This window comes from Mycobacterium sp. NGS58, from assembly GCF_059812385.1.
Map to the genome: position 1 here is coordinate 90635 of NZ_JCALCO010000015.1, position 25296 is coordinate 115930.

At 67.6% G+C, this 25296-nt stretch carries 25 protein-coding genes; 21 read left to right on the forward strand and 4 right to left on the reverse strand.

Annotated features, from left to right (window positions below):
* The first annotated feature begins 3 nt into the window (after positions 1-3).
* Genes AC5Y4H_RS15770 through fadD1 form a run of 8 tightly spaced genes read left to right on the forward strand, consistent with a single transcriptional unit; the run spans position 4 to position 7283 of the window.
* Positions 4-1119 (forward strand): acyl-CoA dehydrogenase family protein, encoded by a 1116-nt coding sequence (locus AC5Y4H_RS15770; RefSeq protein ID WP_499983113.1) that lies wholly within the window; start codon positions 4-6, stop codon positions 1117-1119.
* Positions 1116-1616 carry a MaoC family dehydratase gene (locus tag AC5Y4H_RS15775; protein WP_499983114.1) on the forward strand — a complete coding sequence of 167 codons (501 nt, stop codon included), beginning with the start codon at positions 1116-1118 and terminating at the stop codon, positions 1614-1616. The genes AC5Y4H_RS15770 and AC5Y4H_RS15775 overlap by 4 nt, the downstream gene beginning before the upstream one ends.
* A gap of 16 nt (positions 1617-1632) precedes the next feature.
* A complete protein-coding gene (locus AC5Y4H_RS15780) occupies positions 1633-2079 on the forward strand; it encodes a MaoC family dehydratase (RefSeq protein WP_499983115.1) in 447 nt (148 codons plus the stop codon).
* Positions 2076-3278: a thiolase family protein gene (locus AC5Y4H_RS15785; RefSeq protein WP_499983116.1), complete on the forward strand. Its 1203-nt coding sequence runs from the start codon at positions 2076-2078 to the stop codon at positions 3276-3278. Before AC5Y4H_RS15780 ends, AC5Y4H_RS15785 begins: the two co-directional genes overlap by 4 nt.
* Before the next feature lie 2 nt (positions 3279-3280).
* Positions 3281-3682, forward strand: coding sequence for a Zn-ribbon domain-containing OB-fold protein (locus AC5Y4H_RS15790; protein ID WP_499983117.1), 402 nt, complete (start codon positions 3281-3283; stop codon positions 3680-3682).
* A complete protein-coding gene (locus AC5Y4H_RS15795; RefSeq protein WP_499983118.1) occupies positions 3679-4056 on the forward strand; it encodes an alpha/beta hydrolase in 378 nt (125 codons plus the stop codon). The genes AC5Y4H_RS15790 and AC5Y4H_RS15795 overlap by 4 nt, the downstream gene beginning before the upstream one ends.
* Complete coding sequence (locus tag AC5Y4H_RS15800; protein WP_499983119.1) at positions 4053-5648, forward strand: flavin-containing monooxygenase; 1596 nt, start codon at positions 4053-4055, stop codon at positions 5646-5648. The genes AC5Y4H_RS15795 and AC5Y4H_RS15800 overlap by 4 nt, the downstream gene beginning before the upstream one ends.
* A gap of 18 nt (positions 5649-5666) precedes the next feature.
* On the forward strand, positions 5667-7283 hold the full coding sequence (gene fadD1 / locus AC5Y4H_RS15805) for a fatty-acid--CoA ligase FadD1 (protein ID WP_499983120.1): 1617 nt from the start codon (positions 5667-5669) through the stop codon (positions 7281-7283).
* Between the two features lie 15 nt (positions 7284-7298).
* Here fadD1 and AC5Y4H_RS15810 read toward each other — a convergent pair whose 3' ends face one another.
* A complete protein-coding gene (locus AC5Y4H_RS15810; RefSeq protein ID WP_499983121.1) occupies positions 7299-8171 on the reverse strand; it encodes a DMT family transporter in 873 nt (290 codons plus the stop codon).
* A 243-nt stretch (positions 8172-8414) separates the two neighbouring features.
* Here AC5Y4H_RS15810 and AC5Y4H_RS15815 point away from each other — a divergent pair, with 243 nt between their 5' ends.
* The 9 genes from AC5Y4H_RS15815 (at position 8415) to AC5Y4H_RS15855 (ending at position 17777) form a co-directional block, all read left to right on the forward strand.
* The gene (locus AC5Y4H_RS15815) at positions 8415-9512 is read left to right on the forward strand and encodes a ferredoxin reductase (RefSeq protein ID WP_499983122.1); all 1098 of its coding nucleotides are present in this window, start codon (positions 8415-8417) and stop codon (positions 9510-9512) included.
* A gap of 28 nt (positions 9513-9540) precedes the next feature.
* Positions 9541-10935: a fatty acid desaturase family protein gene (locus AC5Y4H_RS15820; RefSeq protein ID WP_499983159.1), complete on the forward strand. Its 1395-nt coding sequence runs from the start codon at positions 9541-9543 to the stop codon at positions 10933-10935.
* Positions 10936-11037: 102 nt separating this feature from the next.
* On the forward strand, positions 11038-12354 hold the full coding sequence (locus AC5Y4H_RS15825; protein WP_499983123.1) for a molybdopterin-dependent oxidoreductase: 1317 nt from the start codon (positions 11038-11040) through the stop codon (positions 12352-12354).
* The gene (locus tag AC5Y4H_RS15830) at positions 12347-12865 is read left to right on the forward strand and encodes a hypothetical protein (RefSeq protein WP_499983124.1); all 519 of its coding nucleotides are present in this window, start codon (positions 12347-12349) and stop codon (positions 12863-12865) included. The genes AC5Y4H_RS15825 and AC5Y4H_RS15830 overlap by 8 nt, the downstream gene beginning before the upstream one ends.
* Before the next feature lie 62 nt (positions 12866-12927).
* Positions 12928-13212: a hypothetical protein gene (locus tag AC5Y4H_RS15835; RefSeq protein ID WP_499983125.1), complete on the forward strand. Its 285-nt coding sequence runs from the start codon at positions 12928-12930 to the stop codon at positions 13210-13212.
* 36 nt (positions 13213-13248) lie between these two features.
* The gene (locus AC5Y4H_RS15840; RefSeq protein ID WP_499983126.1) at positions 13249-14871 is read left to right on the forward strand and encodes a class I adenylate-forming enzyme family protein; all 1623 of its coding nucleotides are present in this window, start codon (positions 13249-13251) and stop codon (positions 14869-14871) included.
* Positions 14858-15631 (forward strand): class II aldolase/adducin family protein, encoded by a 774-nt coding sequence (locus tag AC5Y4H_RS15845; RefSeq protein WP_499983127.1) that lies wholly within the window; start codon positions 14858-14860, stop codon positions 15629-15631. Before AC5Y4H_RS15840 ends, AC5Y4H_RS15845 begins: the two co-directional genes overlap by 14 nt.
* 53 nt (positions 15632-15684) lie before the next feature.
* Positions 15685-16953: an amidohydrolase family protein gene (locus AC5Y4H_RS15850; RefSeq protein ID WP_499983128.1), complete on the forward strand. Its 1269-nt coding sequence runs from the start codon at positions 15685-15687 to the stop codon at positions 16951-16953.
* A gap of 5 nt (positions 16954-16958) precedes the next feature.
* Positions 16959-17777 (forward strand): class I SAM-dependent methyltransferase, encoded by an 819-nt coding sequence (locus AC5Y4H_RS15855; RefSeq protein ID WP_499983129.1) that lies wholly within the window; start codon positions 16959-16961, stop codon positions 17775-17777.
* 8 nt (positions 17778-17785) lie between these two features.
* Here AC5Y4H_RS15855 and AC5Y4H_RS15860 read toward each other — a convergent pair whose 3' ends face one another.
* Entirely contained in the window at positions 17786-18805 is a 1020-nt protein-coding gene (locus AC5Y4H_RS15860; protein ID WP_499983130.1) for a nitronate monooxygenase, read from the reverse strand.
* 108 nt (positions 18806-18913) lie between these two features.
* Here AC5Y4H_RS15860 and AC5Y4H_RS15865 point away from each other — a divergent pair, with 108 nt between their 5' ends.
* From AC5Y4H_RS15865 to AC5Y4H_RS15875, 3 genes are read left to right on the forward strand one after another with little or no spacing between them, the layout of a single operon-like run.
* Positions 18914-20515 carry an arylsulfatase gene (locus tag AC5Y4H_RS15865; protein WP_499983131.1) on the forward strand — a complete coding sequence of 534 codons (1602 nt, stop codon included), beginning with the start codon at positions 18914-18916 and terminating at the stop codon, positions 20513-20515.
* 31 nt (positions 20516-20546) lie between these two features.
* Positions 20547-21782, forward strand: a complete 1236-nt coding sequence (locus AC5Y4H_RS15870; RefSeq protein WP_499983132.1) for an FAD-dependent oxidoreductase — start codon at positions 20547-20549, stop codon at positions 21780-21782.
* The gene (locus tag AC5Y4H_RS15875; RefSeq protein WP_499983133.1) at positions 21775-22770 is read left to right on the forward strand and encodes a Gfo/Idh/MocA family protein; all 996 of its coding nucleotides are present in this window, start codon (positions 21775-21777) and stop codon (positions 22768-22770) included. The genes AC5Y4H_RS15870 and AC5Y4H_RS15875 overlap by 8 nt, the downstream gene beginning before the upstream one ends.
* On the opposite strand, the gene AC5Y4H_RS15880 is transcribed toward AC5Y4H_RS15875, so the two are convergent.
* Positions 22758-23597, reverse strand: coding sequence for a sugar phosphate isomerase/epimerase family protein (locus AC5Y4H_RS15880; RefSeq protein WP_499983134.1), 840 nt, complete (start codon positions 23595-23597; stop codon positions 22758-22760). The two genes, AC5Y4H_RS15875 and AC5Y4H_RS15880, sit on opposite strands and share 13 nt — an antisense overlap.
* A complete protein-coding gene (locus tag AC5Y4H_RS15885) occupies positions 23594-24202 on the reverse strand; it encodes a SecDF P1 head subdomain-containing protein (protein ID WP_499983135.1) in 609 nt (202 codons plus the stop codon). Before AC5Y4H_RS15885 ends, AC5Y4H_RS15880 begins: the two co-directional genes overlap by 4 nt.
* Positions 24203-24414: 212 nt before the next feature.
* On the opposite strand from AC5Y4H_RS15885, the gene AC5Y4H_RS15890 reads away from it, so the two are divergent.
* Complete coding sequence (locus tag AC5Y4H_RS15890; protein ID WP_499983136.1) at positions 24415-25086, forward strand: TetR/AcrR family transcriptional regulator; 672 nt, start codon at positions 24415-24417, stop codon at positions 25084-25086.
* Positions 25087-25296: the final 210 nt, after the last annotated feature.

The window sequence follows — 25296 nt, forward strand, 5'->3', positions numbered from 1 at the left end:
CAGATGAAGACGATGCCCACCGCCGAACAGCGCGAATTCGCCGCGGCCTTACGCTCACTGCTGGCCGCGGAGAACCCGATCGGTCTGGTGCGCGCCATGGACGAACCCGGTGCCGACCGCCGCACGCCGGCATTGTGGAAGGCGCTGGCCGATGCGGGCGTCTTCGGCCTGGCCATCACCGAGGAGTACGGTGGGGCCGGCGGCTCGCTCGACGACCTCGCCGTCTTCTACACCGAGGCCGGCCGCGCGCTGTGCCCGACCACGGTGCACAGCAGCGTGCAGGCCGCGCTGGCCATCGACCAGCTCGGCTCCCCGGACGCGAGGTCACGCTGGCTGCCGCCGCTCGCGTCCGGGACCACCCGGGCCACCACCGCGCTCTGGAACGCGCGCGACGCCGCCCTCGTCGCCCCCACGCTGCGCGCCGACGCCGCCGGAGAACGGTGGCGGCTCAACGGAACCGCGGACTATGTCCTCGATGCCGACGTCGCCGATCTCGTCGTGGCGTCGGCCGCAGCGGACGGGCGCACGCTGGTCGTCGTCGTCGACATCCGCGGTGTCGACGTGGAATCGCTCGACATGGCCGGTGGGCTCCGGGCGTTCACGCTGCGCTTCGACGACGTCACCGCCGACGCGGCGCTCGACGGAGTCACCGCACCGGCGCTGCGCCGGATCGCGAACACCGCGGTGGCGCTGGGATCACTCGACCTGGTCGGCGTCGGCCAGGCGGTGCTGGACCGCACCGTCGACTACACCAAGCTGCGTCACCAATTCGGCAGGCCCATCGCGTCGTTCCAGGCCGCGCAGCACCTGATCGCCAACATGCACATCGCCGTGTCGGCCGCGCGATTGGCCGCGCACGCGGCGGTGTTCTGGCTGGGCCGCGGCCGCGCGGCTACCAGGGAGACGGCCATCGCCCGCATGCATGCGGCCACCGCGGCCCGGCTGATCACGCTGGACGCCCATCAACTGCACGGTGGGATGGGATACGTCACCGAGACCGACCTGCACCTGTGGAGCGAGCGGGCACGGCTCGGGTCGACTTTCGGCGGCGGAGCCGACGTCGCCGCGGGCTGGCTGGAACGGAGTCCGCACGAGACAGACGAAGGAGAGCGCCGTTGAGCGAGGACAGTTTGATCGACGCCGAATCGGCGGCGCGCGTCGGCACGGTCGCCGCGTCGGCGACCGGCGAGGTGAATCGGCGCGATTGGCAACGCTGGGCGGCGGCGGTCGGGGACCACAATCCGCTGTATTTCGACCCCGATCACGCGAGGGCGAACGGGTATCGCGACATCATCTGCCCCCCACTGTTTCTGCAGTATGCGATCCTCGGCGTATCGCCGCTCGGGTCGCTGCGTCCCGACGGATCGTCCGGCGCGGTCTCGGGCAGTTTGGCGTTTCCCCGAGCCCCCAAGCGGATGGCCGGCGGGGAGAGCTTCACCTTTCACCTGCCCGCGTATGACCGCGACGAGATCGACATGGTCCGAACCATTTCCTCGATCGTCGAAAAGCAGGGCCGCTCGGGCGCATTCGTTCTCGTCACCTGGCACACGTTGTACCGCAACCAGCATCGCGACCTGCTGGCCGAAGCGTCGACGTCGATGATTGCCCGCCCCTAGAAAGGCTTTGTGCGCCATGTCCGATCAGCAGCCATTCTTCGAAGACGTCGCCGTCGGCGAGCACATTCCCACGCTCACCGTCTCCGTCGACGAAACCCAGATGTTCTTCTTCAGCGCCGCTACCTACAACGGCCATCGGATTCACTACGACAAAGACTGGGCGCGCGACACCGAAGGTTACGACAACGTCCTGGTTCACGGCCCCCTTCAGGCGGCGCTGCTGGCCCGCACCCTCGGCGACTGGATCGGTGGCCGCGGCCGGCTGGTGTCGTTCTCGGTGCAGAACCGGGCGGTCGCCTATCCCGGCGAATCACTGAGTTTCGGAGGTGAGGTCACCGGTAAACGGCTGAGCGACACGGGGATCGGGCTTATCGATCTCGTCATCGCCGGCCGGCGCGACGACACGATCCTCATGCCGGGGACTGCGACCGTCGAATTGCCGATGCGGGGAGCCGGCTGGTGACCGGGCTGCGCGGCGAGGCGGCCATCGTCGGCATCGCGGAGTTGCCCGCGCAGCGGCGCCCCACCCGAGCGCCCCTGTTCACCCTCGACCAGTACGCGGTGTTGGCGAAGATGGTGATCGACGACGCCGGAGTCGATCCCCGCCGCATCAACGGCCTGCTGACCCACGGCGTCGCCGAGTCGGCGATGTTCGCACCGGCCACCCTGTGTGAATACCTGGGTCTGGCGCTGGATTTCGGTGAGCGAGTCGATCTCGGCGGAGCCACCGCCGCCGGAATGATCTGGCGGGCTGCGGCGGCCGTCGAACTCGGCATCTGCGACGCCGCGCTCGCGGTCGTACCCGGCTCGGCGTCGGTTCCCCAATCTGGGCGCCGACCCGCACCCGGCCCGAACTGGTATGGGGCGTCCTCGAACAACTATGGCTCGCCGCAGGCCGAATTCGAGATCCCCTACGGCAACGTCGGCCAGAACGCGCCCTACGCGCAGATCGCCCAGCGCTACGCGGCGGAATTCGGTTACGACCCCGCCGCGGTCGCCAAGATCGCCGTCGACCAACGGACGAACGCGTGCGCGCATCCAGGAGCCGTGTTTCACGGCACCCCCATCACGGTGAACGACGTGCTGAACAGCCCGATGATCGCGGACCCCATCCGCATGCTGGAAACGGTGATGCGCGTGCACGGGGGAGTGGGCGTGCTGATCGCCAACGCCGACATCGCCCGCCGCGGCCGCAACCGCCCGGTCTGGATCAAGGGCTTCGGCGAACACATCGCCTTCAAAACCCCGACCTACGCGAAGGATCTGCTGTCCACCCCGATCGCGCGCGCCGCCGACCGCGCGTTCGCGATGGCCGGGCTGGACCGGTCAGATGTCGACGTCGCGTCGATCTACGACTGCTACACCATCACGGTGCTGATGAGCCTGGAGGACGCGGGATTCTGCGCCAAAGGCGAAGGCATGTCGTGGGTCGGCGAGCATGACCTGACCCACCGCGGCGACTTCCCGCTCAACACCGCGGGCGGACAGTTGTCGTTCGGCCAGGCCGGAATGGCCGGTGGCATGCACCACGTGGTGGACGGCGCACGCCAGATCATGGGCCGGGCGGGCGACGCCCAAGTCCCCGATTGCCACACGGCGTTCGTGACCGGCAACGGCGGCATCATGAGCGAACAGGTCGCGCTGATCCTGCGGGGGGACTAGGCATGAATCATCCCGTCCCTGAGCCGACGCCCGTCTCGCGGCCGTTCTGGGACGGCCTTGCGCAGCACCAGATCCTGGTCCAGTACTCGCCGTCGGCACGGCGCTACGTGTTCTATCCGCGCACGCTGGCCCCGGGCATACTGGCCGACGACCTGGAATGGCGCCAAATCGACGGTGCCGGAACGCTGTACACCTTCACCATCGCCCGCAGGCCCACGGGGCCGCCGTGGGCGGACGCGCTGTCGCAGCTGCTCGCGGTGGTGCAGTGGGATGCCGGACCGAAATTCAGCACCGAGCTGGTCGACGTCGACCCGGGCGACATCCGGATCGGGATGCCGGTGGTGCCGGTGTTCTACGATCTGCCTGAAGAGGGCCTCACCCTCTTGAGGTATCGGCCCGCATGACCTTGGCGACGAGGTCGGAGGTGCACATGGACGACCCGCTCAACGGCGTGGTGCAGGAGCTGCTCGACCAGTTGAACGCCGGATTCCCGCGCGTCGAGAACATGACCGGCCCGCAGGCCCGCGCTGATACCCATGAGGGCCTGGCTCCGGCGGTGATCGTGACGGCCGGGTCGGATCCGCTGCACAGCGAGGGCTGCGACTACGCGCGCCGGTTGCGTCGCGCGGGAGTCCCCGTGGTGCACCGGGACTTCCCCGGGCTGTTCCAAGGCTTCATGACCATGCAAGCGCTTCCGCCGGCAACATCGGCACAGCATCTGGTCTTCGGCGACCTGCGCGAGCTGCTGCATCCGGCGGACCGGAGCGCGGTGTCGTGACCGAAGTCAGCGACGTCATCGTCATAGGTGCCGGGTTCGCCGGGCTCTACGCCGTGCACCGGGCGGCCTCGTCGGGCCTGTCGGTGACCGCGATCGAGGCCGCGCCCGACGTGGGCGGCACCTGGTATTGGAACCGCTACCCCGGCGCGCGCTGCGACGTCGAAAGCGTGGACTATTCTTACTCTTTCGACGAAGGACTACAGCAGAGCTGGCAGTGGACCGAACGCTTCGCCGCCCAACCGGAGATCCTGGCCTACCTGCGACACGTTGCCGACCGCTTCGATCTGCGGCGCCACTATCGGTTCGGTGTCGACGCCGTCGGCGCCACGTTCGAGCGGGGTCTGTGGCATGTCGAGACCGCCGCCGGGGACGTGTACGCCGCGCAATTCCTGTTATGCGCGACCGGTTGCCTGTCGGCGGTGAATCGGCCGAATATCCCGGGCGCTCACGACTTCTCGGGTGAGGTGTATTTCACGGCCGCTTGGCCCCGCGAAGATCCCGAGCTGCGCGGCAAGCGGGTGGGCCTGATCGGCACGGGATCGTCCGGCATCCAGGTGGCGCCGATCATCGCCGCACGCGCCGAAAGCCTGGTGGTATTTCAGCGGTCCGCGAACTACACCATCCCGATGCCCAACCGGCCATGGTCGGTCGAGGAACAGCGAGAAATCCAGGAGCAGTACCCGGAGCGTCGCCGGGCCTCCGCCTATGCGGCGGCGGGCACACCGCACGGCACCTACCACAAGAAGGCCCTCGACACCGAGGCTCACGAACGGTCCGAAGCGCTGTGGAAGCGCTGGCGCGAAGGCGGCGTCCTGTTCGCCAAGACCTTCCCGGACCAGACCAGCGACCTGTCCGCCAACGACGTCGCCAGGACGTTCGCGGAGGAGCGGATCCGGGAGATCGTCGCCGATCCCTTGGTGGCAACGGATCTCATCCCGGTCGATCACCCGATCGGAACCAAGCGGATCTGCACCGACGACGGCTACTACGCCACCTTCAACCGCGACAATGTTCGGCTGATCAACCTGCGCCGTGAGCCCATCGACGCGATCACCGCCGACGGCGTACGAACCGGCGAGGCGACGTACCCCTGCGACGTGCTGGTCTTCGCGACCGGATTCGACGCCATGACCGGGGCGTTGACCCGAATCGATCCCAAAGGTCCGGGGGGACAACGACTGCGCGACATCTGGGCCGACGGCCCGGTGACCTTCCTCGGTCTGATGGTGCCGGGGCTGCCGAACCTGTTCACCATCAGCGGGCCGGGCAGCCCCTCGGTGCTGGCGAACATGGTGCTGCACGCCGAGGTTCAGGTCGACTGGGTCACCGAACTGGTGCGAACCGCACACCGGCGAGGGGTCAGCGAGGTCGAGCCACGCCGCGATGCGGCGCTCGCCTGGACCCAGCACGTGGCCCAGGCGGCCGAGCGCACGCTGTTCCCCAAGGCGGCATCCTCCTGGTACCTGGGCGCCAACATCGAGGGCAAGAAGCGGGTCTTCATGCCCTACATCGGCGGCTTCGGCACCTACCGGCGCCACTGCGATGCGGTGGCCCGCAGTGATTACGCGGGGCTGGTGCTGACCACCCGATGAAGACGAGGAGGTGAACGCATGCCGGAGACGGTTCAGCAGCTACTGCGCCAGCGTCGCGGCGACGACACTGTGGCCCTCGCCTACGGCGACAAGACCTGGACCTGGCGCGAGCACCTCGCCGAGGCAGAGGCGGAAGCCGCGGCGGTCATCGCGCTCGCGGACACGGCACGACCGCTGCACGTCGGTGCGCTGCTGGGGAACTCGCCGGCCATGTTGCGGGCCATGGCGGCGGCCGGGCTCGGCGGCTACGTGCTGTGCGGGATCAACACCACGCGGCGCGGGACCGGACTGCTGACCGACATCCGGCGATCGGACTGCCAGATGCTGCTCGTCGACCCCGAGCATCTCGAGCTGCTGGACGGGTTGGAGCTCAACGGCATTCAGGTACTCGACGTGACCGGCGGCTGCTACGCCGAAGCCGTCGCGGCCGCGCCCCCGCTGGTCCCGGTCCGCGAGGTGGCGTCCGCCGATACCCTGATGATGATCTTCACGTCGGGCACCAGCGGTGACCCGAAGGTGGTCCGGTTCGCCCATGGCATGGCGATCATGTGCGGTGCCAGCCTGATTTACCAATACGAAGTCACCGCCGACGATGTCTGCTACCTGTCGATGCCGCTCTTCCATTCCAACGGTGTCGCCGCGGGCTGGGCGGTCGCCATCGGGTGCGGCGCCACCATGGTGCCGGCGCGGTTTTCGCCGTCCCGTTTTCTGGACGACGTTCGCCGCTACCGGGTGACATACCTGAACTACGTCGGCAAGCCGCTGGCACTGATCCTCTCCACCCCCGAACGTCCCGACGACGCCGAGAACACCCTGCGGGTGGCGTTCGGCAACGAGGCCACCGATCGCGATATCGCCGAATTCGCAAGGCGTTTCGGGTGTCGCGTCATCGACAGCTTCGGCTCCAGTGAATTCGCGGTCATCGTGGTGCGCGAGGACGGTACCCCGGCGGGCTCCATCGGCAAGCCGTATCCCGGGGTGGGCATTTACAACTCGACCACGTTGCGGGAGTGCGAGGCCGCACGGTTCGACGCCCACGGCGCGCTGATCAACTTCGACGAGGCCGTCGGTGAGCTGGTGAACACGCAGGGTGCGGGGCCCTTCGCCGGTTACTACAACGATCCGGACGCCACCGCCGAGCGGATGCGGCACGGGATGTACTGGTCGGGTGATCTGGCCTACCGCGACGCGGCGGGCTGGATTTACCTCGCCGGGCGGACGGCCGACTGGATGCGGGTGGACGGGGAGAACCTGGCGGCCGGCCCGATCGAGCGGATTCTGGCGCGGCTACCCGAAGTCAGCCAGGTCGCCGTCTATGCGGTCCCCGACGAGCGAGTGGGCGACCAGGTGATGGCGGCCCTGGTGCTGCGGCCCGGGGCAAGGCTGAGCCCGCATGATTTCGAGAGATTCCTTGCCGCGCAGGCCGACCTGTCCCCGAAGGCGTGGCCGCGTTATGTGCGCATCAATGATCAGCTGCCCGCGACCGCGACGAACAAGATCCTCAAGCGCGCGCTGATCGCGGCGGGAGTCACCGCAGGCGACGGCCTATTGTGGACGCGCCCCGCACGCGGCACCGGCTACGCGCCGGTGGACGGAACCGTCGTCCCCCGCGCGGCATCCGCCCTTGGAACATGAGCTTTGCGGGCGGCCTCAGCCCACTTCCTCAACTGGTTCGGGCTGGGGCGCTTCGCCGAAGCGCGCCAGCACCAGTGTTCCGCACACGGCGACGGCGAACCCGGCGACCACCAGCCAGCCGAGCCCGGCGCGAGCGGCGTCGCCCAGCCACGCCACCCCGACGAGCGCGGGTGCCAGCGTCTCACCCACGACCATTCCGGCGACGGCCGTGGTCACCGATCCGCGATGCAATGCGGAGGTGAGCAATAGGAACCCCGCGGCGCCCCCCGCTGCGGCCGCGTACAGGGCCGGGTTGGCGTAGAAGGAGAGTTTGGTGGGATCGATCGCCTCGATGAGGCGCACGGCCACCTCGACCACGCCGAATCCAGTTCCGGCGCCCAGCCCCAGCACGAGCGCACGCACCCGGTCGGGCAGACGCCCCGCGGCCGCCCCGCCGACGAACATCGCGGCCACCACGCCCAGCAGCGCCCACCCGAGGCCGGCCGGGGCGTGCCGAAAGTGGCCTGGCCCGGCGGCGAGGGCGAGGACGACCAGGCTGACGCAGACGACGCCGACGGCCGTCCACTCGGTCGCCGACAAGCGCGCCGACAGCACCCATGCGGCGACGACCCCGGTGACGGCGATCGACGCGGCCAGCGCCGCCGCGACCACGTAGATCGGTACCAGGCGCAGCGCGGCGACCTGCAACGCAAACCCGACGACGTCGAGGCCCACCCCGACCAGATAGCGCCACTGCCGGACGGCTCGCAACAGCAACACCGCATCGACCCCCGACCCGCTGCCCGCCTCCACCGATCGCGTTCCGGCCGCTTGCAGCACGGTCGCCGTTCCGTAGCAAAGCGAGCAGCCCAGCGCGAGGAGGAAGCCGATCAGCACATCAACCGACACTAGGCGTCGCGGTGACCGGCTGCTGGGTCGCCTGACCGCCCGAAACATCTGAACAAACGTTTGGGCGACCCTCGGTCTGGGCATCTCCCAGGTATCCATCGCAACAGGCCCCAATCGAGCGCCGAACGGCCAGTGAACGGCTGAGATACCGGTGTGAGCACTTCACGCATACGTTTGGCATTGTGCAACAACGACATTCAAAATAATGTTTAGAGTCGGTGTACACCTGTGTACTCTGGCGGCATGGCTGAACGTGGCGCGGAACCGCGCGTACCCCGGGGACGCCGGTTGTTCCTGCGAGCGGTGCGCCGGCTGTTCAGCCCGCTGCAGCCCGACGACTACCTCGAGATGATCAACCCGCTGTGGACCACCAAGGAGCTGCGCGGAAAGGTCGAGGGCATCGAGGCACAAGGTTCCGAGGCGGCCAGCGTGCTCATCCGTCCAGGGTATGAGTGGCCCGGCCACAAGCCCGGCCAGTACGTGCGCCTCGGCGTGGTGATCGACGGGGTCTACCACTGGCGCGCGTACTCACTCACTTCGGACCCCAGGCCCGACGACGGTCTGATCAGCGTCACGCCGAAAAGGGTCGACGGCGGAGTCGTATCGCCCTATCTCGTGCACAAGATTCAGCCGGGGGATCTGGTACGGCTCGGGGAGATCGAGGGCGTGTTCACGCTGCCCCAGCCGCTGCCGTCCAAGCTGCTGTTCATCAGCGCCGGAAGCGGCATCACGCCGATCATCAGCATGCTGCGCGACCTCGACCATCGCGACGAATTGGACGACGTGGTGGTCATTCATTCCGCGCGCACCCGCGAGCAGGCGATGTTTCTCGCCGCCCTGGAGGAGCTCGAGGAACGCCACGAGGGAATGCGGCTGGACCTGCGCCTCACCTCCGAGCAGGGGCGACTGACACCCGAGGACCTCGATGACGTGTGCCCGGACTGGCGCGAGCGCGAGGCCTTCTGCTCTGGTCCCGGTGAGATGCTCGACGCGCTGATCGAGCACTGGGAAGCGAACGGCGATTGCGAACGCCTGCACTTCGAGCGGTTCCAGCCCAAGATCGGCGGCGACGCGAACGCCGGCGAGGGCGGCACCGTCTGCTTCCTCGACAGCGAAAAGGAAGTCGAATGTGACGGCGGCACATCGATTCTCGAAGCCGGCGAAAAGGCCGGCCTCAATCTCGCGTTCGGCTGCCGAATCGGTATCTGCCACACCTGCGTCGGCACGCTGAAGTCGGGCAAGCTGCGTGACCTGCGCTCCGGCGATGTGATCGAGCCGACGGAGCAAGACGTGCGGATCTGCATCAACACCGCCGAAGGCGATGTCGAACTCGAACTGTGATCGAAAGGAGCGGCCCGTGACAACTGCCGTGAAGAAGTCTGGGGAAACACCGCTTTCCCGCCTGGGGGAACAAGAGCTGGAAAAGCTCGCGAAGGAATTCGACGCGATCCACGACGAGGTGTTCGCTGACCTCGGCGACCGCGACCGCCGATACATCAAGAACGTCATCTCGGCACAGCGACAGATAGTCGTGGTAGGCCGGGTGTTGTTGCTGGCGTCGCGCTCGAAAACCGCGTGGCTGCTGGGCACCGCCTGCCTCTCCATGGCCAAAATCCTGGAGAACATGGAGATCGGCCACAACGTGATGCACGGCCAATGGGATTGGATGAACGATCCCGACATCCACTCCTCGGTGTGGGACTGGGACACGGCGTCGACGGCCGAGTCGTGGAAGCACTCCCACAACTACATTCATCACACCTTTACGAACATCCTCGGCAAGGACAAGGATCTCGGCTACGAGATCATGCGGATCGACCCTAACCAGAAGTGGGAGCGCCGCTTTCTGTTCCAGCCGCTCTACAACCTGCTGCTCACGCTGCTGTTCGAATGGGGCGTCGCCGTCCATGACATGGACATCGACGCGATACGTAAGCGCGAGAAGCCGTGGTCGGAGGTGCGAAAGGACCTGCGGGGCATCGGCGTCAAGGCCCGCGCGCAAATCTACAAGGACTACCTCGGCTGGCCGGCGATCAGCGCCGGCGCATTCGCCCTGACCCAACTGGCGTTGCGCGGCCGCCTCGAACAGCCGGCGAAGTCACGGTTGGGCAGGAGGCTGCGCAAGGTGTCCAGCGGCGGGCGCATCGGCGCCGCCGCCAATTTCCTCGACAAAGTCGCGCCGGGCGTCGAAAGTACCTATCTGCGCACCCTGGTCGCCGATGCGATCGCGAACGTCATCCGCAACGTGTGGGCGCACGCGATCATCTTCTGTGGCCACTTCCCGGACCAGACCTACACGTTCACGCAGGAAGAGACCGAGAACGAGACGCGCGGGGGTTGGTACGTGCGCCAACTGCTCGGCGCAGCGAACATCGACGGCAGCCCGCTGTTCCACATCATCAGCGGCAATCTCGGTTACCAGGTCGAGCACCACCTCTACCCGGACATGCCGAGCAGTCGGTACTCCGAGATTGCTCCGCAGGTCAAAGACATTTGCGAGCGTTACGAGCTGCCCTACAACTCCGGCCCCTTCGGCAAGCAGTGGTTCACGGTGCACCGCACCATCTTCCGGTTGGCATTCCCCGGTGGGAAGCCCCGGCCGAAGCCCGGTCCTTACCACGGCAACGTCCATCGGCCCGACCCCGAACGCCCCAGCGAGGGCACCAGGTTCCGTGACCGCGTCCCGTCCGAACACCCCGCCGCGGGCCCGGAACACGGGTCCACCGGTGTCGAGGTGCAGCCGCCGCCGCGGGGCAAGGACTGATACTGACGTCCGTCCGTCAAAACTGAACCCGCCGCAACGCGCCATCGTGAATGATCTTTGACAGCACGGCACACGTGTTCGTGATGCGCGGGTGGGGGGCGGATGAGGCCAGCAGAGACGACCGGCACGTCCGCTGCCGACGACGGGGACGGCGCGAAGGCGAGCCGCGGCGATTTCGCCCGGCTGTGGCGCAGCCCCTTGCGGGGACCGTGGCTGACGTCGGTGTTCGGCTCGGTGCTACTGGTGACGCTGCCGATCGTCATTATCACCGGCCTGTTGTCCTACATCGCCTACGGGCCGCGGTTCGGACAGGCCATCCCCACCGACGTCGGCTGGCTCAAGCTGCCGACCTTCGACTGGCCCACCGATCCGTCGTGGCTGTACCGGCTGACCCAGGGACTTCATGTCGGGCTCGGGCTCATCCTCATCCCCGTGGTGCTGGCCAAGCTGTGGTCGGTGATCCCCCGGCTGTTCGTGATTCCGCCGGCACGGTCCATCGCCCAACTGCTGGAACGGATTTCATTGCTGATGTTGGTCGGCGGGATCCTGTTCGAGATCGTGACCGGCGTGCTCAACATCCAGTACGACTACATCTTCGGTTTCAGCTTCTACACCGCGCATTACTTCGGCGCCTGGGTGTTCATCACCGGCTTCGTCATGCACGTCGCGGTCAAGAGCCGGCGCATGTGGGCCGGCCTGCGCTCGCTGTCACCCCGTGACGTGCTGCGCAGCGGGCGCGCCGACACCAAGGCCGAGCCGTGGCAGCCCGACGGCCTTGTCGCCGCCGAACCCGGCCCGGTCACGATCAGCCGCCGCGGCGCCCTGGCGCTGGTGGCCGGCGGCGCCGTTTTCCTGGCGTTCCTCACCGCGGGGCAGACGCTGGGTGGTTGCGCACGGCCCGCCGCCCTGTTGCTGCCGCGCGGGCGCCGCGCCGGCGATGCACCAGGGGACTTCCAGGTCAACCGGACCGCGGCGGCGGCCGGCATCTCCGAACAAGACACGGGGGAGCGCTGGCGGCTCACCCTGACCGGCGGCCCCCGTCCGGTGACATTGGACCGCGCGGCCGTGCTGGCGATGCCGCAGCACACGGCTGTCCTGCCGATCGCCTGCGTCGAAGGTTGGTCCACCACCCAAACGTGGAGCGGCGTGCGACTGGCCGACCTCGCCCGGCTCGCCGGTGTGTCGGCACCGGAATCCGCACGGGTGTCGTCGCTGGAACGGTCTGGCGCCTTCACCGGCGCGACGCTGCAAACCAACCAGGTGCTGCACCCGGACGCGCTGCTGGCGCTGCGCGTGAACGGCAACGATCTGTCCCCGGATCACGGCTTCCCCGCGCGGATCATCGTGCCCGCGCTACCGGGCGTGCACAACACGAAATGGGTGGCCTCCATTGCCTTTCGGGCTGCCGCACATGCGTAGCGCATTCGCACGGATTTACGGATCCCACCCCCTGCACCTGCTGACGATGATCGCCGGGTTCGCACTGCTGGGCTACGTCATCGTCGTCATCAGACCGGTCACCCTGTGGAACACACACGTCTGGTGGCAATCGATCATCGTGTGGTTCGCCGCTGCCATCATCGCCCACGACCTGCTGTTGTTTCCCGTCTATGCCTCTGTCGACCGGTTGCTGTCGCGCGGCCATGCCCAGCCTTTTCCGGCGCGTGCCGAAGCCGGTGTGCCGGTGCTCAATTACCTTCGGGTGCCCGCGCTGGGCGCGGGGCTGACACTGCTGGTGTTCCTGCCCGGCATCGTGGAACAGGGGGCCGCCACCTACCGGGCCGCGACCGGCCAGAACCAGGACCCGTTTCTAGGTCGCTGGCTGCTGTTGACGGCCGCGATGTTCGCGGTCAGCGCCGGAATCTACGCAGTAAGGCTGGCGCTGGCGCACAAACGAACCCGGCCACACCGGCCTCCTCGCCCCAGATGATGAGGTGACGCCACGTCCGCGCAGCCGGCGCGTCTACTGACGGGCGATTACTCTGGTGCGTTATGGGGAGCCAGAACGCCACGGCACGTGCCGCGCTGTGCGGGTGGGTGACCGGGTTCGTCCTGGCGGCGGGTCTCGCGACGGGTGCCGCGCCGGCGGCCATCGCCGGTTCGTCGGTCCCGCCACCGGCTCCGGGCGGCGCCACGCCGGTGCAACCCGTTGGGGGAGGTGGCTGCATCATCGGGCTCAATTGCGGGTGCACTCGCAACTGTCACCCGCCGCGACCGCACCCTCCGGACGTTGTCGACAACAACCAGCACGCCCCACCCGCCCCGCCGAATCCCTAGCGCGGAAACCGCCGGTGGCTTTCCTATCATTTGGTGATGAGCGTCGGTGGGCTGGAAACCATGGGCTCGCCGGCATTCACCGGCGAGGACTCGGCCCGGTTTCGGGCCGCCGGCTGGTGGTGCGATTCGACGCTGTCGGACGCGGTGCGTCGCAACGCCCAACGAACACCGGATCGTCCCGCCTACCTCGATTACGGCGACTCGGCGTTAACCTGGCGTGAATTCGACCGCGCTGCAACGCGATTAGCCGAGGAGCTGGCCGGGATTGGCGTCGCCCGTGGAGATCGGGTGGCGGTATGGCATGGCGACTCCGCGGCCATTCACGTGCTGTTCGTGGCGATCGAACGCTGCGGGGCGGTGGTTGTCGGCCTCGGCGCGCGCGCCGGCACCCGCGAGGCGTCGGCGGTCCTGCGCAGCGCCCAGCCGAAAATCATGATCACCGATCCGGGCCACGCCGGGGCCGCCGCGCAAGTTGCCGACGAACTGGGAGTGCCCGGGATGGTTTTGCGCCGCGACGACGGGACACTCCGCCTCGATGTCGAGGCCCAGCCCAAGGCGCTGGCGGGCGGCCGCGGACTCGGCCCCGACGACGTGTTCCTGATCAACTCGACGTCCGGGACCACCGGGCTGCCCAAGTGCGTCGTGCACACCCAGAACCGTTGGCACTACTTCCACCAGAAGGCCGTCGTCAACGGGCGGCTGGCCGGCGACGAAGTATTCCTGCCGGTCATCCCCACCCCATTCGGATTCGGGCTGTGGACCAGCCACACCACGCCGATCTACCTCGGCGCCACTGCGGTGATTCTGGGCCGGTTCACCGCCGAAGCCACCTGCGAGGCGATAGCCCGGCACAAAGTCACCGTATTATGTTGCGTCAGCACGCAATTGACCATGCTCCTGGCGGATGCGGCCAGTCGCCGCCACGACCTCAGTTCCCTGCGCGTCGTCTACACCGGCGGGGAGGCGTTGCCGTATCGGCCCGCGGCCGAGTTCGAGGAACTCACCGGCGCGAAAATCCTGCAGTTCTACGGCTCCAACGAGACCGGACTGCTCAGCGCGACCACCCTCGAGGACTCCCGCGAGCGGCGGCTGCGCACCGGCGGCCGTCTCGTCCCCGAAATGAATGTCCGGCTGTTCGACGGAGACCGGGACGTGACCGCAACAGGACGCGGACAGCCCGCGTGCCGCGGGCCGGCGACCAGCCTCGGGTACCTTGGCGGCACCGACCACGACAAGCTGTTCACCCGCGACGGGTGGATGCGCATGGGCGACATCTGTGAAGTCGACGCCGACGGCTATCTGCGTGTCACCGGGCGCACGTCCGATTTCATCGTGCGCGGCGGCAAGAACATCAGCGCGAGCCAGGTCGAAGACGCCGTCATGTCGCATCCGGCCATCGCGATAGCGGCGGCGGTCGCCATGCCCGATCCGGTGTTCGGCGAAAAGGTCTGCCTCTACGCCGAACTCATGCCCTCCGCCTCCGTCGACCTGCCCGGCCTCGTCGAACACCTGCTGGCGCTGGGGGTTTCCAAGGAACTGCTGCCCGAACGGCTCATCGTTCTCGCCGAGCTGCCCCGGTCATCCGGCGGAAAGATAGCCAAAGGGCGGCTGCGCGAGGATATTGGAGCCAGAATGGAGGCTGGTCATGAACGCTCCTAACGCACGCCGTGGCGGGTTGGAAGTCTGGGCGCCGTCGGTGGTTCCGCCCATCGGCGTCGACCTCTCCGACGAGCAGGCGCTGGCCATCGCCTTCCGTCACCTGGCCGGCGTCGGGTTCGCCGAGAACATGGCCGGGCACATCACCTGGCAGCTCGACGGGCGGACCGACATGTTCGTCAACCCGTGGGGACTGTGGTGGCAGGAGATCACCGCCTCCGATATCTGCGTGGTCGACGGTGACGCCCGCGTGGTCAGCGGGCGCTGGGACGTCACCCCGGCCATCCACATCCACACCGAACTGCACCGGGCGCGCGACGACGCCCGCGTGGTGATCCACAACCACCCGTACTACGCGTGCGTGCTGGCCGCGCTGGGCAGGCTGCCGGAGCTGGTGCACCAGACGGGTTCGCTCTTCCTCGACGACCTGTGCCTGGTCGACACCTACGACGGCGAAATCGACGGCCCCGCGCGCGCCGCGGAACTCGCTGCCCGGATCGGCGGCGCCAACCTGACGATCCTGGCCAATCACGGGGTCATCGCGACCGGCCGCAACCTGCCCGAAGCCGTCTACCGCGCGGCGTCCATCGAGCGCGTCTGCAAGCTGGCCTACGACGTGATGCTCACCGGGAGGGATCCGCTGAGCATGAATTGGTCGGACATGGCCGGCATGCAACGGTCGCTGATCGAACGCGCCGCCGACGTGTACTGGGCCGGGGCGGCGCGCATGACCATCAAGGCCGACGCCGATGTGCTCACCTGAGGTTCACCCAAAGCCCCCACGGCACACTCGATGACACCGCGGAAGGCGCCCGAATGAAATCGATCGACGAGCTGGCCACCGACCTGAACTTCACCACGGCGAAGACCGGCGCCGAGCGTTCGGTCACCTTTCTGCCGGATCCGCCCCGCGCCCCGCGCCGCTACACGGTGATCTCGGTGGATGACCACATCGTCGAGCCTCCGGACACGTTCACCGGCCGCCTGCCCCGCAAATTCGCGGACCGTGCGCCGAAAGTCGTCGAGACCGACGGCGGGGGACAGACGTGGGTCTACGACGGGAAGGAGCTGCCCAACGTCGGCTTCAACGCGGTGGTCGGACGGCCGGTGGCGGAATATGGTTTCGAGCCGGTGCGATTCGACGAAATGCGCAGGGGTGCATGGGATATCCACGCCCGGGTCAGGGACATGGACCTCAACGGCATCTACGCCTCGCTGAACTTCCCGTCGTTCCTGCCGGGCTTCGCCGGGCAGCGGCTGCAGCTGGTGACCACCGATCGCGACCTGGCGCTGGCCTCAGTGCGGGCATGGAACGACTGGCATTTCGACGTCTGGGCGGGGTCGTATCCCGACCGGATCATTCCCTGCCAGCTGCCGTGGCTGCTCGACCCCGAACTCGGCGCGAAGATGATCCGCGAGAACGCCGAACGCGGCTTTCACGCCGTCACGTTCAGCGAGAACCCGGCGATGCTCGGATTGCCCAGCATCCACACCGGCCACTGGGATCCGATGATGGCGGCCTGCGCCGAAACCGGCACCGTGGTGAACCTGCACATCGGTTCATCGGGGTCGTCACCGTCCACCACGGCGGACGCGCCACCGGACGTGCAGGGTGTGCTGTTTTTCGCCTACGCGATTTCCGCCGCGGTCGACTGGTTGTACTCCGGACTGCCCAGCCGGTTCCCCGACCTCAAGATCTGTCTGTCCGAGGGCGGAATCGGTTGGGTGGCGGGGCTCCTCGACCGCCTCGACCACATGCTCAGTTATCACGCGATGTACGGCACCTGGCAGTCGTTCGGTGAGCCTCTGACCCCCGCGGAGGTGCTGACCCGCAACTTCTGGTTCTGTGCGGTCGAAGACAAGTCTTCGTTCGTGCAGCGCGAACGGATAGGTGTGGACAACATCATGCTGGAAGCCGACTACCCGCATTGCGACTCCACCTGGCCGCACACCCAACAAACGATCCACGAGCAAATCGGTGACCTACCGGCCGATGTCATCCGGAAATTCAGCTGGGAGAATGCATCTCGCCTGTACCGGCACCCGGTTCCCGCCGAGGTGCAACAGAACCCCGAGGCGTTCTGACCCGGATGGCGACGGACAAAGTCGACTTCAGTTCGGTGCCTTGGGGTTCGGTGGAGTGGACCAACCTCGTGACCCTGTATCTGCGTGCCCACGAAAGCCGCACGGAAAGGCCGATTCTGGGGGATAGGCCGGCCGCGGAAGCGGTGGATCGGATCGCGTACGACTTCAAGCGAATCCACCGGACGTCATGGCCGGCGGCCAATCAATACCTGGTTACTTTGCGGGCCAAACGGCTCGACAACTGGTGCGCCGACTTCCTCGCCCGCCATCCGGATGCCGTTGTGCTGCATCTGGGTTGCGGCCTCGACGGGCGCGCGTTCCGGCTTGCCGTACCGCCGACCGTGTTGTGGTTCGATGTCGACCAGCCGAGCGTGATCGGGCTACGGCGTCGGCTCTACGTCGACACCGAGCGCTACCGGATGATCGGCTCGTCGGTGACCGAACTGCAGTGGCTCGATCAAGCCCCGACCGGACGCCCGACTCTGATAGTCGCCGAGGGCCTGCTGATGTACCTGCACGAGCGGGAAGTGCGGCGGCTGCTGCAGCGCCTGACCGACCGATTCGCCAGCGGCGAAATGCATTTCGACACGCTCTCGGCCCTGGCGCCGCTGATGTCCAAGTTCTTCACCAGGGGAATCATCAAGTGGGGCATTCGGGACGCGCGCGAGATTGCAACCTGGAACCCCCGGCTGCGGTTCCTCGAGCAGACACCCGTGCTGACCGACTACAAGCGAATTCCCTCGGCCGCGGTGCGGTTGATCTACCAGTTCACGTGGCTGACGGCCGGTCGCCACTACGACGTGCTCAACCGCTTCGAATACTGACCAGCTGATCACAGGTCGGATGCCAGTCGGCACAGAATGTCGCAGGCGGGCTCCGCGGTCGCGTGCCGGTATCCGGTGCCCGCCCACAGGTGCACGTAGTCGGGCTTGCCCGCCGCCGCGGCGGCCTTGCGCAGCGGGCTGGTCAGGTAGTGGATGGCGGGATAACCCGCCGGCGCCTCGGCTTCGTGGGCGTCGATGAACGCGTTGCGCAGGCCGCGGGCCGGCCGGCCGGTGAATGCCCGGGTAAGCACCGTCTCGGTGTAGGCGGGATCGGCCAGTGCCGCCTGATGAGTCGCAGAGGCGCCGCTCTCGGTGGCACGTAGCAGCACGGTGCCGACGGCGGCCGCGGTCGCACCCGCGCGGATCACTTCGGCCACCGCGGCGGGGGTGGCCAGCCCGCCGGTCGCCATCACCGGCAGGGGCACTTTCGCGACCACTTGCCGCACCAACTCGACGATCGGGACCGGTGTCAACACCCGCTGCGGGGTAAGCGTGCCGGAATGGCCGCCGGCGGCGGCGGCCTGCACGGCGAGCATGTCGACGCCGGCGTCGTGCGCCTCGCCCGCCTCCTCAGCCGTGGTGACCGTCTGGACCACGACGCTGTTGGCGCGTTGCAGCGCGGCGATCACGTCGCGCGGCGGAATGCCGAACGTGAAAGACACCATGGGAACCGGGTCGTCGAGCAACAGCGCGATCTTCTCGTCGAATCTGTCGTTGTCCTCGATGGGCTCGGGCGGCAGCGTCACCCCGAACTGGTCGGCCTCGGCCTGCATGATCTCGGCGTAAGCGTGGTAACGCTGCGGGTCCACCGGCACCGGATTGGGTGCGAAGACATTGACCCCGAACGGGATTCCGTCGGCGCGAACGGCTTTGATCTCACCCTCGATGGCCTCGACGGTCTTGTATCCGGCCGCTAGCAGGCCAAGCGCACCCGCGCGGTTGGCGGCCGACACCATGGCCGGGGTGGTCGGGCCGCCCGACATCGGGGCCGCCACCAGCGGAACGGACATTCCAAACTGCGCCAACATCGCCATGTCCTTTCGCTGTTCGGTGGCCTTGCCTGCCTCGACAATATCGGCGTCGAGCCGGTGCGGCAGCATTCCGCCCCGGCGACCGACCTGGCAGGATGCGTGAGCGTGACACGCCCCAATTTCCTCGTGATCGTTGCAGACGACCTCGGGTTCTCCGACCTCGGTGCCTTTGGCGGCGAGATCGAGACGCCCAACCTCGATCGGCTGGCGCACGCGGGTATCCGGCTCACCGATTTTCACTCGGCGCCGGCCTGTTCACCGACCCGGGCGATGTTGTTGACCGGGACCGACCATCACATCGCCGGCATCGGCACGATGCTCGAGGTCGCGGCGCCGAACTTCCGCGGCGCGCCCGGGTACGAGGGTTATCTCAACCAACGGGTCGTCGCGTTGCCGGAACTATTGCGCGACGCCGGCTACCTGACCCTGATGTCGGGTAAATGGCATCTGGGCGCAACGATCGAGACTTCGCCGTGGGCGCGCGGTTTCGAGCGCTCGTTCGCCCTGCTGCCGGCCGGTGCCAGCCACTACGGCGGCTCGGGGGCGCGCGGATTCTCACCCGTGCCAACGCTCTACACCGAAGACGACCGATTCGTCACCGTCGACGACGACTTCTATTCCTCGGACTCCTATACCGACACACTGTTGCGCTACCTCGAAGAGCGCGCCCCCGAAGACGACCGGCCCTTCTTCGCCTACCTGCCCTTCCAGGCCCCGCACTGGCCCCTGCAGGCGCCCGACGAATCCATCGCGAAGTATCGGGGCCGTTACGACGCCGGGCCGGACGCGCTGCGTGAGGAGCGCCTGGGCGCACTCAAGCGGCTCGGTCTATGTCCACCCGATGTCGTCGCGCACCCGGTGGTGGCCGACGGCGCCCCCGAGTGGGCCGACATGACCGACGAGCAGCGCGCAGTGTCGGCCCGCAGCATGGAGGTCTACGCGGGGATGGTCGACCGGATGGACTACAACGTCGGCCGGGTGATCGACTTCCTCTCGGCGAGCGGCGAACTCGACAACACCGTCGTCATCTTCATGTCCGACAACGGCGCCGAGGGCGCGATCGTGGAGGCGATGCCACTGCGCGGTCCCCAGATCGCCGCACAGATCGAAAAGCATTGCGACAACAGCCTGGACAACCTCGGCCGGCCCACGTCGTTCATCTGGTACGGCCCTCGCTGGGCCCAGGCCGCCACCGCCCCGTCGCGACTGCACAAGGCGTTCACCACCCAGGGCGGAATCCGCGTCACCGGCTTCGTCACCTGGCCCGGATTCACCCGGCAACAGCAGATCGGCACCGCGTTCAGCACGGTCATGGACATCGCGCCGACCCTGCTCGAGCTGGCCGGGATCACGCACCCGGGCAGGTCTTACCGAGGCCGCGAGGTGGCCGCGATGCGCGGCCGCTCACTGGTGGATTACCTGACGGGCGCCGCCGAGACCGTGCACGACGCCGGCGCCGGCACCGGCTGGGAGCTGTTCGGCCGCCGCGCCGTCCGACAGGGCGACTGGAAGGCGCTGTACCTGCCGCCACCGTACGGCCCGGGCAGCTGGCAACTCTACGATCTGGCCTCCGACCCCGGCGAGATCGACGACCTGGCCGCGTCGCGTCCCGACAAGCTGGCCGAGCTGCTGACGTTGTGGGATCGCTACGTCGAGGAAACCGGCGTGATCCTCGACCCAGTCTCCGTGTATGACGTTCAACTGTGAGGATTTCGGTGCCGCTTATGCTTGAGCGTTGATGGTCGAGACAACGACGTGCGCGGTCGTCGGCGGCGGCCCGGCTGGCATGGTGCTGGGTCTGCTGCTGGCCCGGGCCGGCATCGAGGTCACCTTGCTGGAAAAGCACGGCGACTTCCTGCGTGACTTCCGCGGCGACACGGTGCATCCGACGACGCTGCAGCTGCTCGACGAACTGGGCTTGGGGGAGCGGTTCGCGGAACTGCCCTACAGCAAACTCCGCAGGGGCACTTTGGAATCCGGCGGCCGCTCGGTGACCTACCTGGACTTCGAGCGGATCCGGCAACCGCACAAATACATCGCCATGGTGCCGCAGTGGGATCTACTGAACCTGCTTGCCGAAGCGGCCCAGGCCGAACCCACTTTCACCTTGCGCATGCGCACCGAGGTCACCGGGCTCCTCCGGGACGGCAACCGCGTCACCGGGGTGCGCTACGACGGGGCCGACGGCCCCGGCGAACTCAGGGCCGAATTGACGGTCGCCTGTGACGGCCGGTGGTCGATCGTGCGTCAGGTGGCCGGGCTCAACGCGCACGAATACCCGGCGAACTTCGACGTGTGGTGGTTCAAGCTACCGCGCGATGGCAACGCGGATCATTCCTTTTTGCCACGGGTGGGTCCGGGCAAGGCGCTGGCGGTGATCCCGCGCGAGGGCTACAACCAGATCGCCTACATCGGCCCCAAGGGCGGCGACGCCCGGCTGCGCGCACGGGGGATCGAGGCGTTCCGGCGCGACCTCGATGCGCTCCTGCCGGATATGCCCAACTCGGTCGCCGCCTTGCAATCCATGGATGACGTGAAGCACCTCGACGTGCGCGTGAATCGGTTGCGCCGCTGGCACACCGGCGGGCTGCTCTGCATCGGCGACGCGGCCCACGCGATGTCTCCACTGGGCGGGGTCGGCATCAACCTGGCCATCCAGGATGCCGTTGCCGCCGCGACCGTGTTGGCCGAACCCTTGCGGCGCCGCCGCGTCACCGAGCGCGACCTGGCCGCGGTCCGCCGTCGCCGTGGGCTGCCCGCCGCGCTGACCCAGACGGCTCAGCGAGTGCTGCAGACCGTGTTGCTGCGCCCGGTCTTTCGTGGCGCGGATCCCAAACCGCCCGCGCTGCTGCTGCATGTGCTGCGCCGGCTGCCGTGGCTGTCGGCGGTGCCCGCCTATTTCGTCGGCGTCGGGGTCAGGCCCGAGCATGCGCCGGCATTCGCCCGACGGGGACCGCAGGGACGCGATGGCTGACACCGCGATACGCATCGGCATCCTGGGGGCGGCCAGAATAGCGCCGCTGGCGTTGATCAATCCCGCCACGAAGAACCCGGAGGTCGTCGTGGCGGCGGTCGCGGCCCGCGACGTGGCGCGCGCGCGGGCGTTCGCGGCACAACACGGCATCGCTGCGGTGCACGGCGATTACGGGGCGCTGATCGCCGACCCCGGTATCGACGCCATCTACAACCCGTTGCCCAACGGCCTACACGGACGTTGGACCCGGGCCGCACTGGCCGCGGGCAAACACGTGCTGTGCGAAAAGCCGTTCACCGCCAACGCGGCCGAGGCGCGTGAAATCGCTGAACTGGCGGCCGATTCGGACCGCGTGGTGATGGAGGCCTTCCACTACCGCTATCACCCGCTGACGCTGCGTGCCGAGGAAATCATCGCCTCCGGCGAGCTGGGCGCCCTGCAGCACGTGGAGGCCGCGCTGTGTTTCCCGCTGCCGAAGTTCTCCGACATCCGCTACAACTACGAGCTTGCCGGCGGGGCGACGATGGACGCCGGATGCTACCCGGTGCACATGGTCCGCACGTTCGGTGGACCCGCCGCCCCGGAAGTCGTTGCGGCACAGGCCAAATTGCGAGACGGCCAGATCGACCGCGCCATGACCGCCGACCTGAGGTTCCCGGCGGGCCACACCGGTCGGGTGCGCTGCTCGATGTGGTCATCGCGGTTGCTGCAGATCAGCGCTCGGGTGATCGGCGAACACGGGGAGCTGCGAATTCTGAATCCCGTGCTGCCACACTACTTCCATCGGCTCTCGGTGCGGTCGCGGCGGGGAAAACGGGCGGAACGGTTCGGGCGGCGTCCCTCCTACGCGTATCAATTGGATGCATTCGTCGGGGCCGTGCTGCGCGGCGAACCGATCAAGACCACGCCGAGCGACGCCATCGACAACATGACCGTCATCGATGCGATCTATCGCGCCGCGGGCCTCCCGCTGCGCTACCCGAGCTGAACTTCCGACAGCAATCGGCGCGCGGCCTCGACACACGGACGCAGGCGGTCGATCGGGCTCACCCCAGCCAGCGCCAATGACCGCCTGGGAACTTCGATTTCGAGCACGGTATCGACGGGAAGCGCGGACAGAAGGTCGTGCAGCGGAAGTTCACCTTCGCCGGGAACCAAGCGCTCGAACATGGCTTCCTCCAGGTAATTGCCGGTGCGCGGCCGCAGCGTGGCGTCGTTGAGCTGGGCGTAGCCGATCTGATCGGCATCGACGGCGGCCAGGTCCGTGGCCCCCGAACCCGACCGCACCAGGTGCATGGTGTCGATCAACAACCGAAATTCGTCTCGGTCAACGTAACGTTTGGCGGCCAGCGCGGAACTCATGTCGCCGATGGTCAGGCCGGGCACCGGTTCGACGACCGTGGCGATGCCGCGCTGGGCGGCGAGCTCGGTCAATGCGGCGAACTCGTCAAGCGTTCGGGGCAGATCCGGGTCCAGGCTGACCACGTTGATCCGGGGGACACGGAGCTCGGCGAGCGCGTCAAGGCTGCCGCACAGGGCGCTCACGTGTGCGCCGGGCAGCACGAGGAAGCCGTCACCCAACGAGATGCTCACGTCCCGGTCGGCCATCGCGGCCAGCAGGTCTCTGCGCAGAACCACGTCGTCCCTCAACGAAAAGGGCGGATAGTCGAGCGGCACCAGCGGCATCCCCTGCACGGCGACCGAGACGTAGCGGCACCCCAAATCCGCGGCGAGATTCACCAATTCGATTGGGGGCAACCCGAACACGCTGAGCATGCCGATCCCGAGGCGGTCCGGACGCCCCGAGGCCGTCATGCCGGGCGACCAACCAATTGGGCCAATTGCGCGGCGCCCTGGGCTGTTTGGGTGGTGAACACGATCCGCCCGGACGTGACCTGCTGTTCGATGATCGGCGCTTCCAGGACCAGGTTGTCCCGGATGAAGGCGACGTGGTCTTGCAGATGCGCGCCCGTGAATTCGGTCCACGCGGCGGCCGACGGCGGATCCAGCACAAGGGTCAGTTCGTAATAGTCCGCGGTCAGCGACTTCGGCGGGTCCACATGGACGAGTCCGAGCCGCATGGTCTCGGGGCCCAGCGTGTAGACGGTGGTTCGCCCGATGTCACAGGTGGTAAGCGCGTCGGTCGGTAGCACGGCAGCGTTCGCAGCCATGGCCGGGCACTTCACGGCGGGTGTCGTCGGTTGCGACTTCGTCACCGGCCGAACCGGCAACGGTGCGATCTGCACGACCGGCGGGGGTGGCGGGGGTGGCGGGGCAGTCGTGCTGGGTGGCGCGGTGGTCGTCGAGCTGGACGGCGCGGGCTTGTGCGCCTGCTGACAGCCGCACATCGCTGCGGCGAGCAGACCGACGGACCCGAGCCAGGCGGTGGCAACGCGCGCGGTAGAACGAGGGTGAATCATCGTGAATGCACTCTACCCGCAGGATCATTGATTTCACGCTGCACGGGAACCTCTGCACGCCAATTTGTTTGGTGCCTTGCACGCCGATGTTGAAATCGCGCCGAGTGGCGCGGCGTGGCCACAGCGGCGGTGCCTGCACGCATGCCGTATGCCGACCCGCACGAACTTTACCGACACTACGAATATAGAGTAGGGTCGCATTCGAGCGAACTATGGATAGACGACGCAAGCCCAACCCCGCCGAACGCCGCCGCGATCTGTGCGATGCGGCGATCCAGTTGTTGGCCGATGACGGCGCCAAGGGGTTGAGCCACCTGAAGGTCGATCGCAAGGCCGGGGTGCCGGACGGTACGACCTCGTTCTACTTCCGCACGCGATCGGCATTGCTGCGCGCGGCGGCCGAACGCTCGGCCGAGCTCGACCTCGCCGAGCTGCAGGCCATCGCGGACAGTTCCGATGGCGGGGCGCCCTCGCGCTTGTCTCAGGTGGTTATCCAGGCCGGCAGCGATCCGCAGTTGTATCGGACCAGGGCCCGATACGAGCTGACCATGCAGGCCACCCGCGACCCCGCGCTGGCCGCGATTCTGCAGCAGGCCACCGACGAGTTCACCAAGCTGCACCGCGAGATCCTCGTACAGCTGATGCCGCACGGCGCCGAGTTGGATCCGGCGGTCGTCGAGGATCTGAGCAACGTCACGCTGACGTTCATCAATGGCCTGCTTCAGCGCTTCGCGCACGGCGACCGGATCATCGAGAGTCCCGAACAGCTCGACGGAATCCTGTCGGCGATCGCCGGCGGGATCTTGAGGAGTTCGGCCAAGGGGCGCCTCACGCAGACCGGTGGTCTGCGGGTGTTGCGCCGCAGGGCGGACGGGTCCGCGTGAGGACACCCGCCGGACACGCATGCCCTGACTCTTGCCAGAGCACCCCCTGTATGGTTCTCTACGAGAATAGAGTAGGCCGACGTTCATGCGCCGTTTTCAGCGGAGCTTGTGCACATATCAAAGCAACGCAATTAAGCGGAGTGTATAAAGTGCCCCAACCGAATCCAGCGCTGCGACGCTGGCAGCGCTAGCCCTGGTGCAGGTAATGCG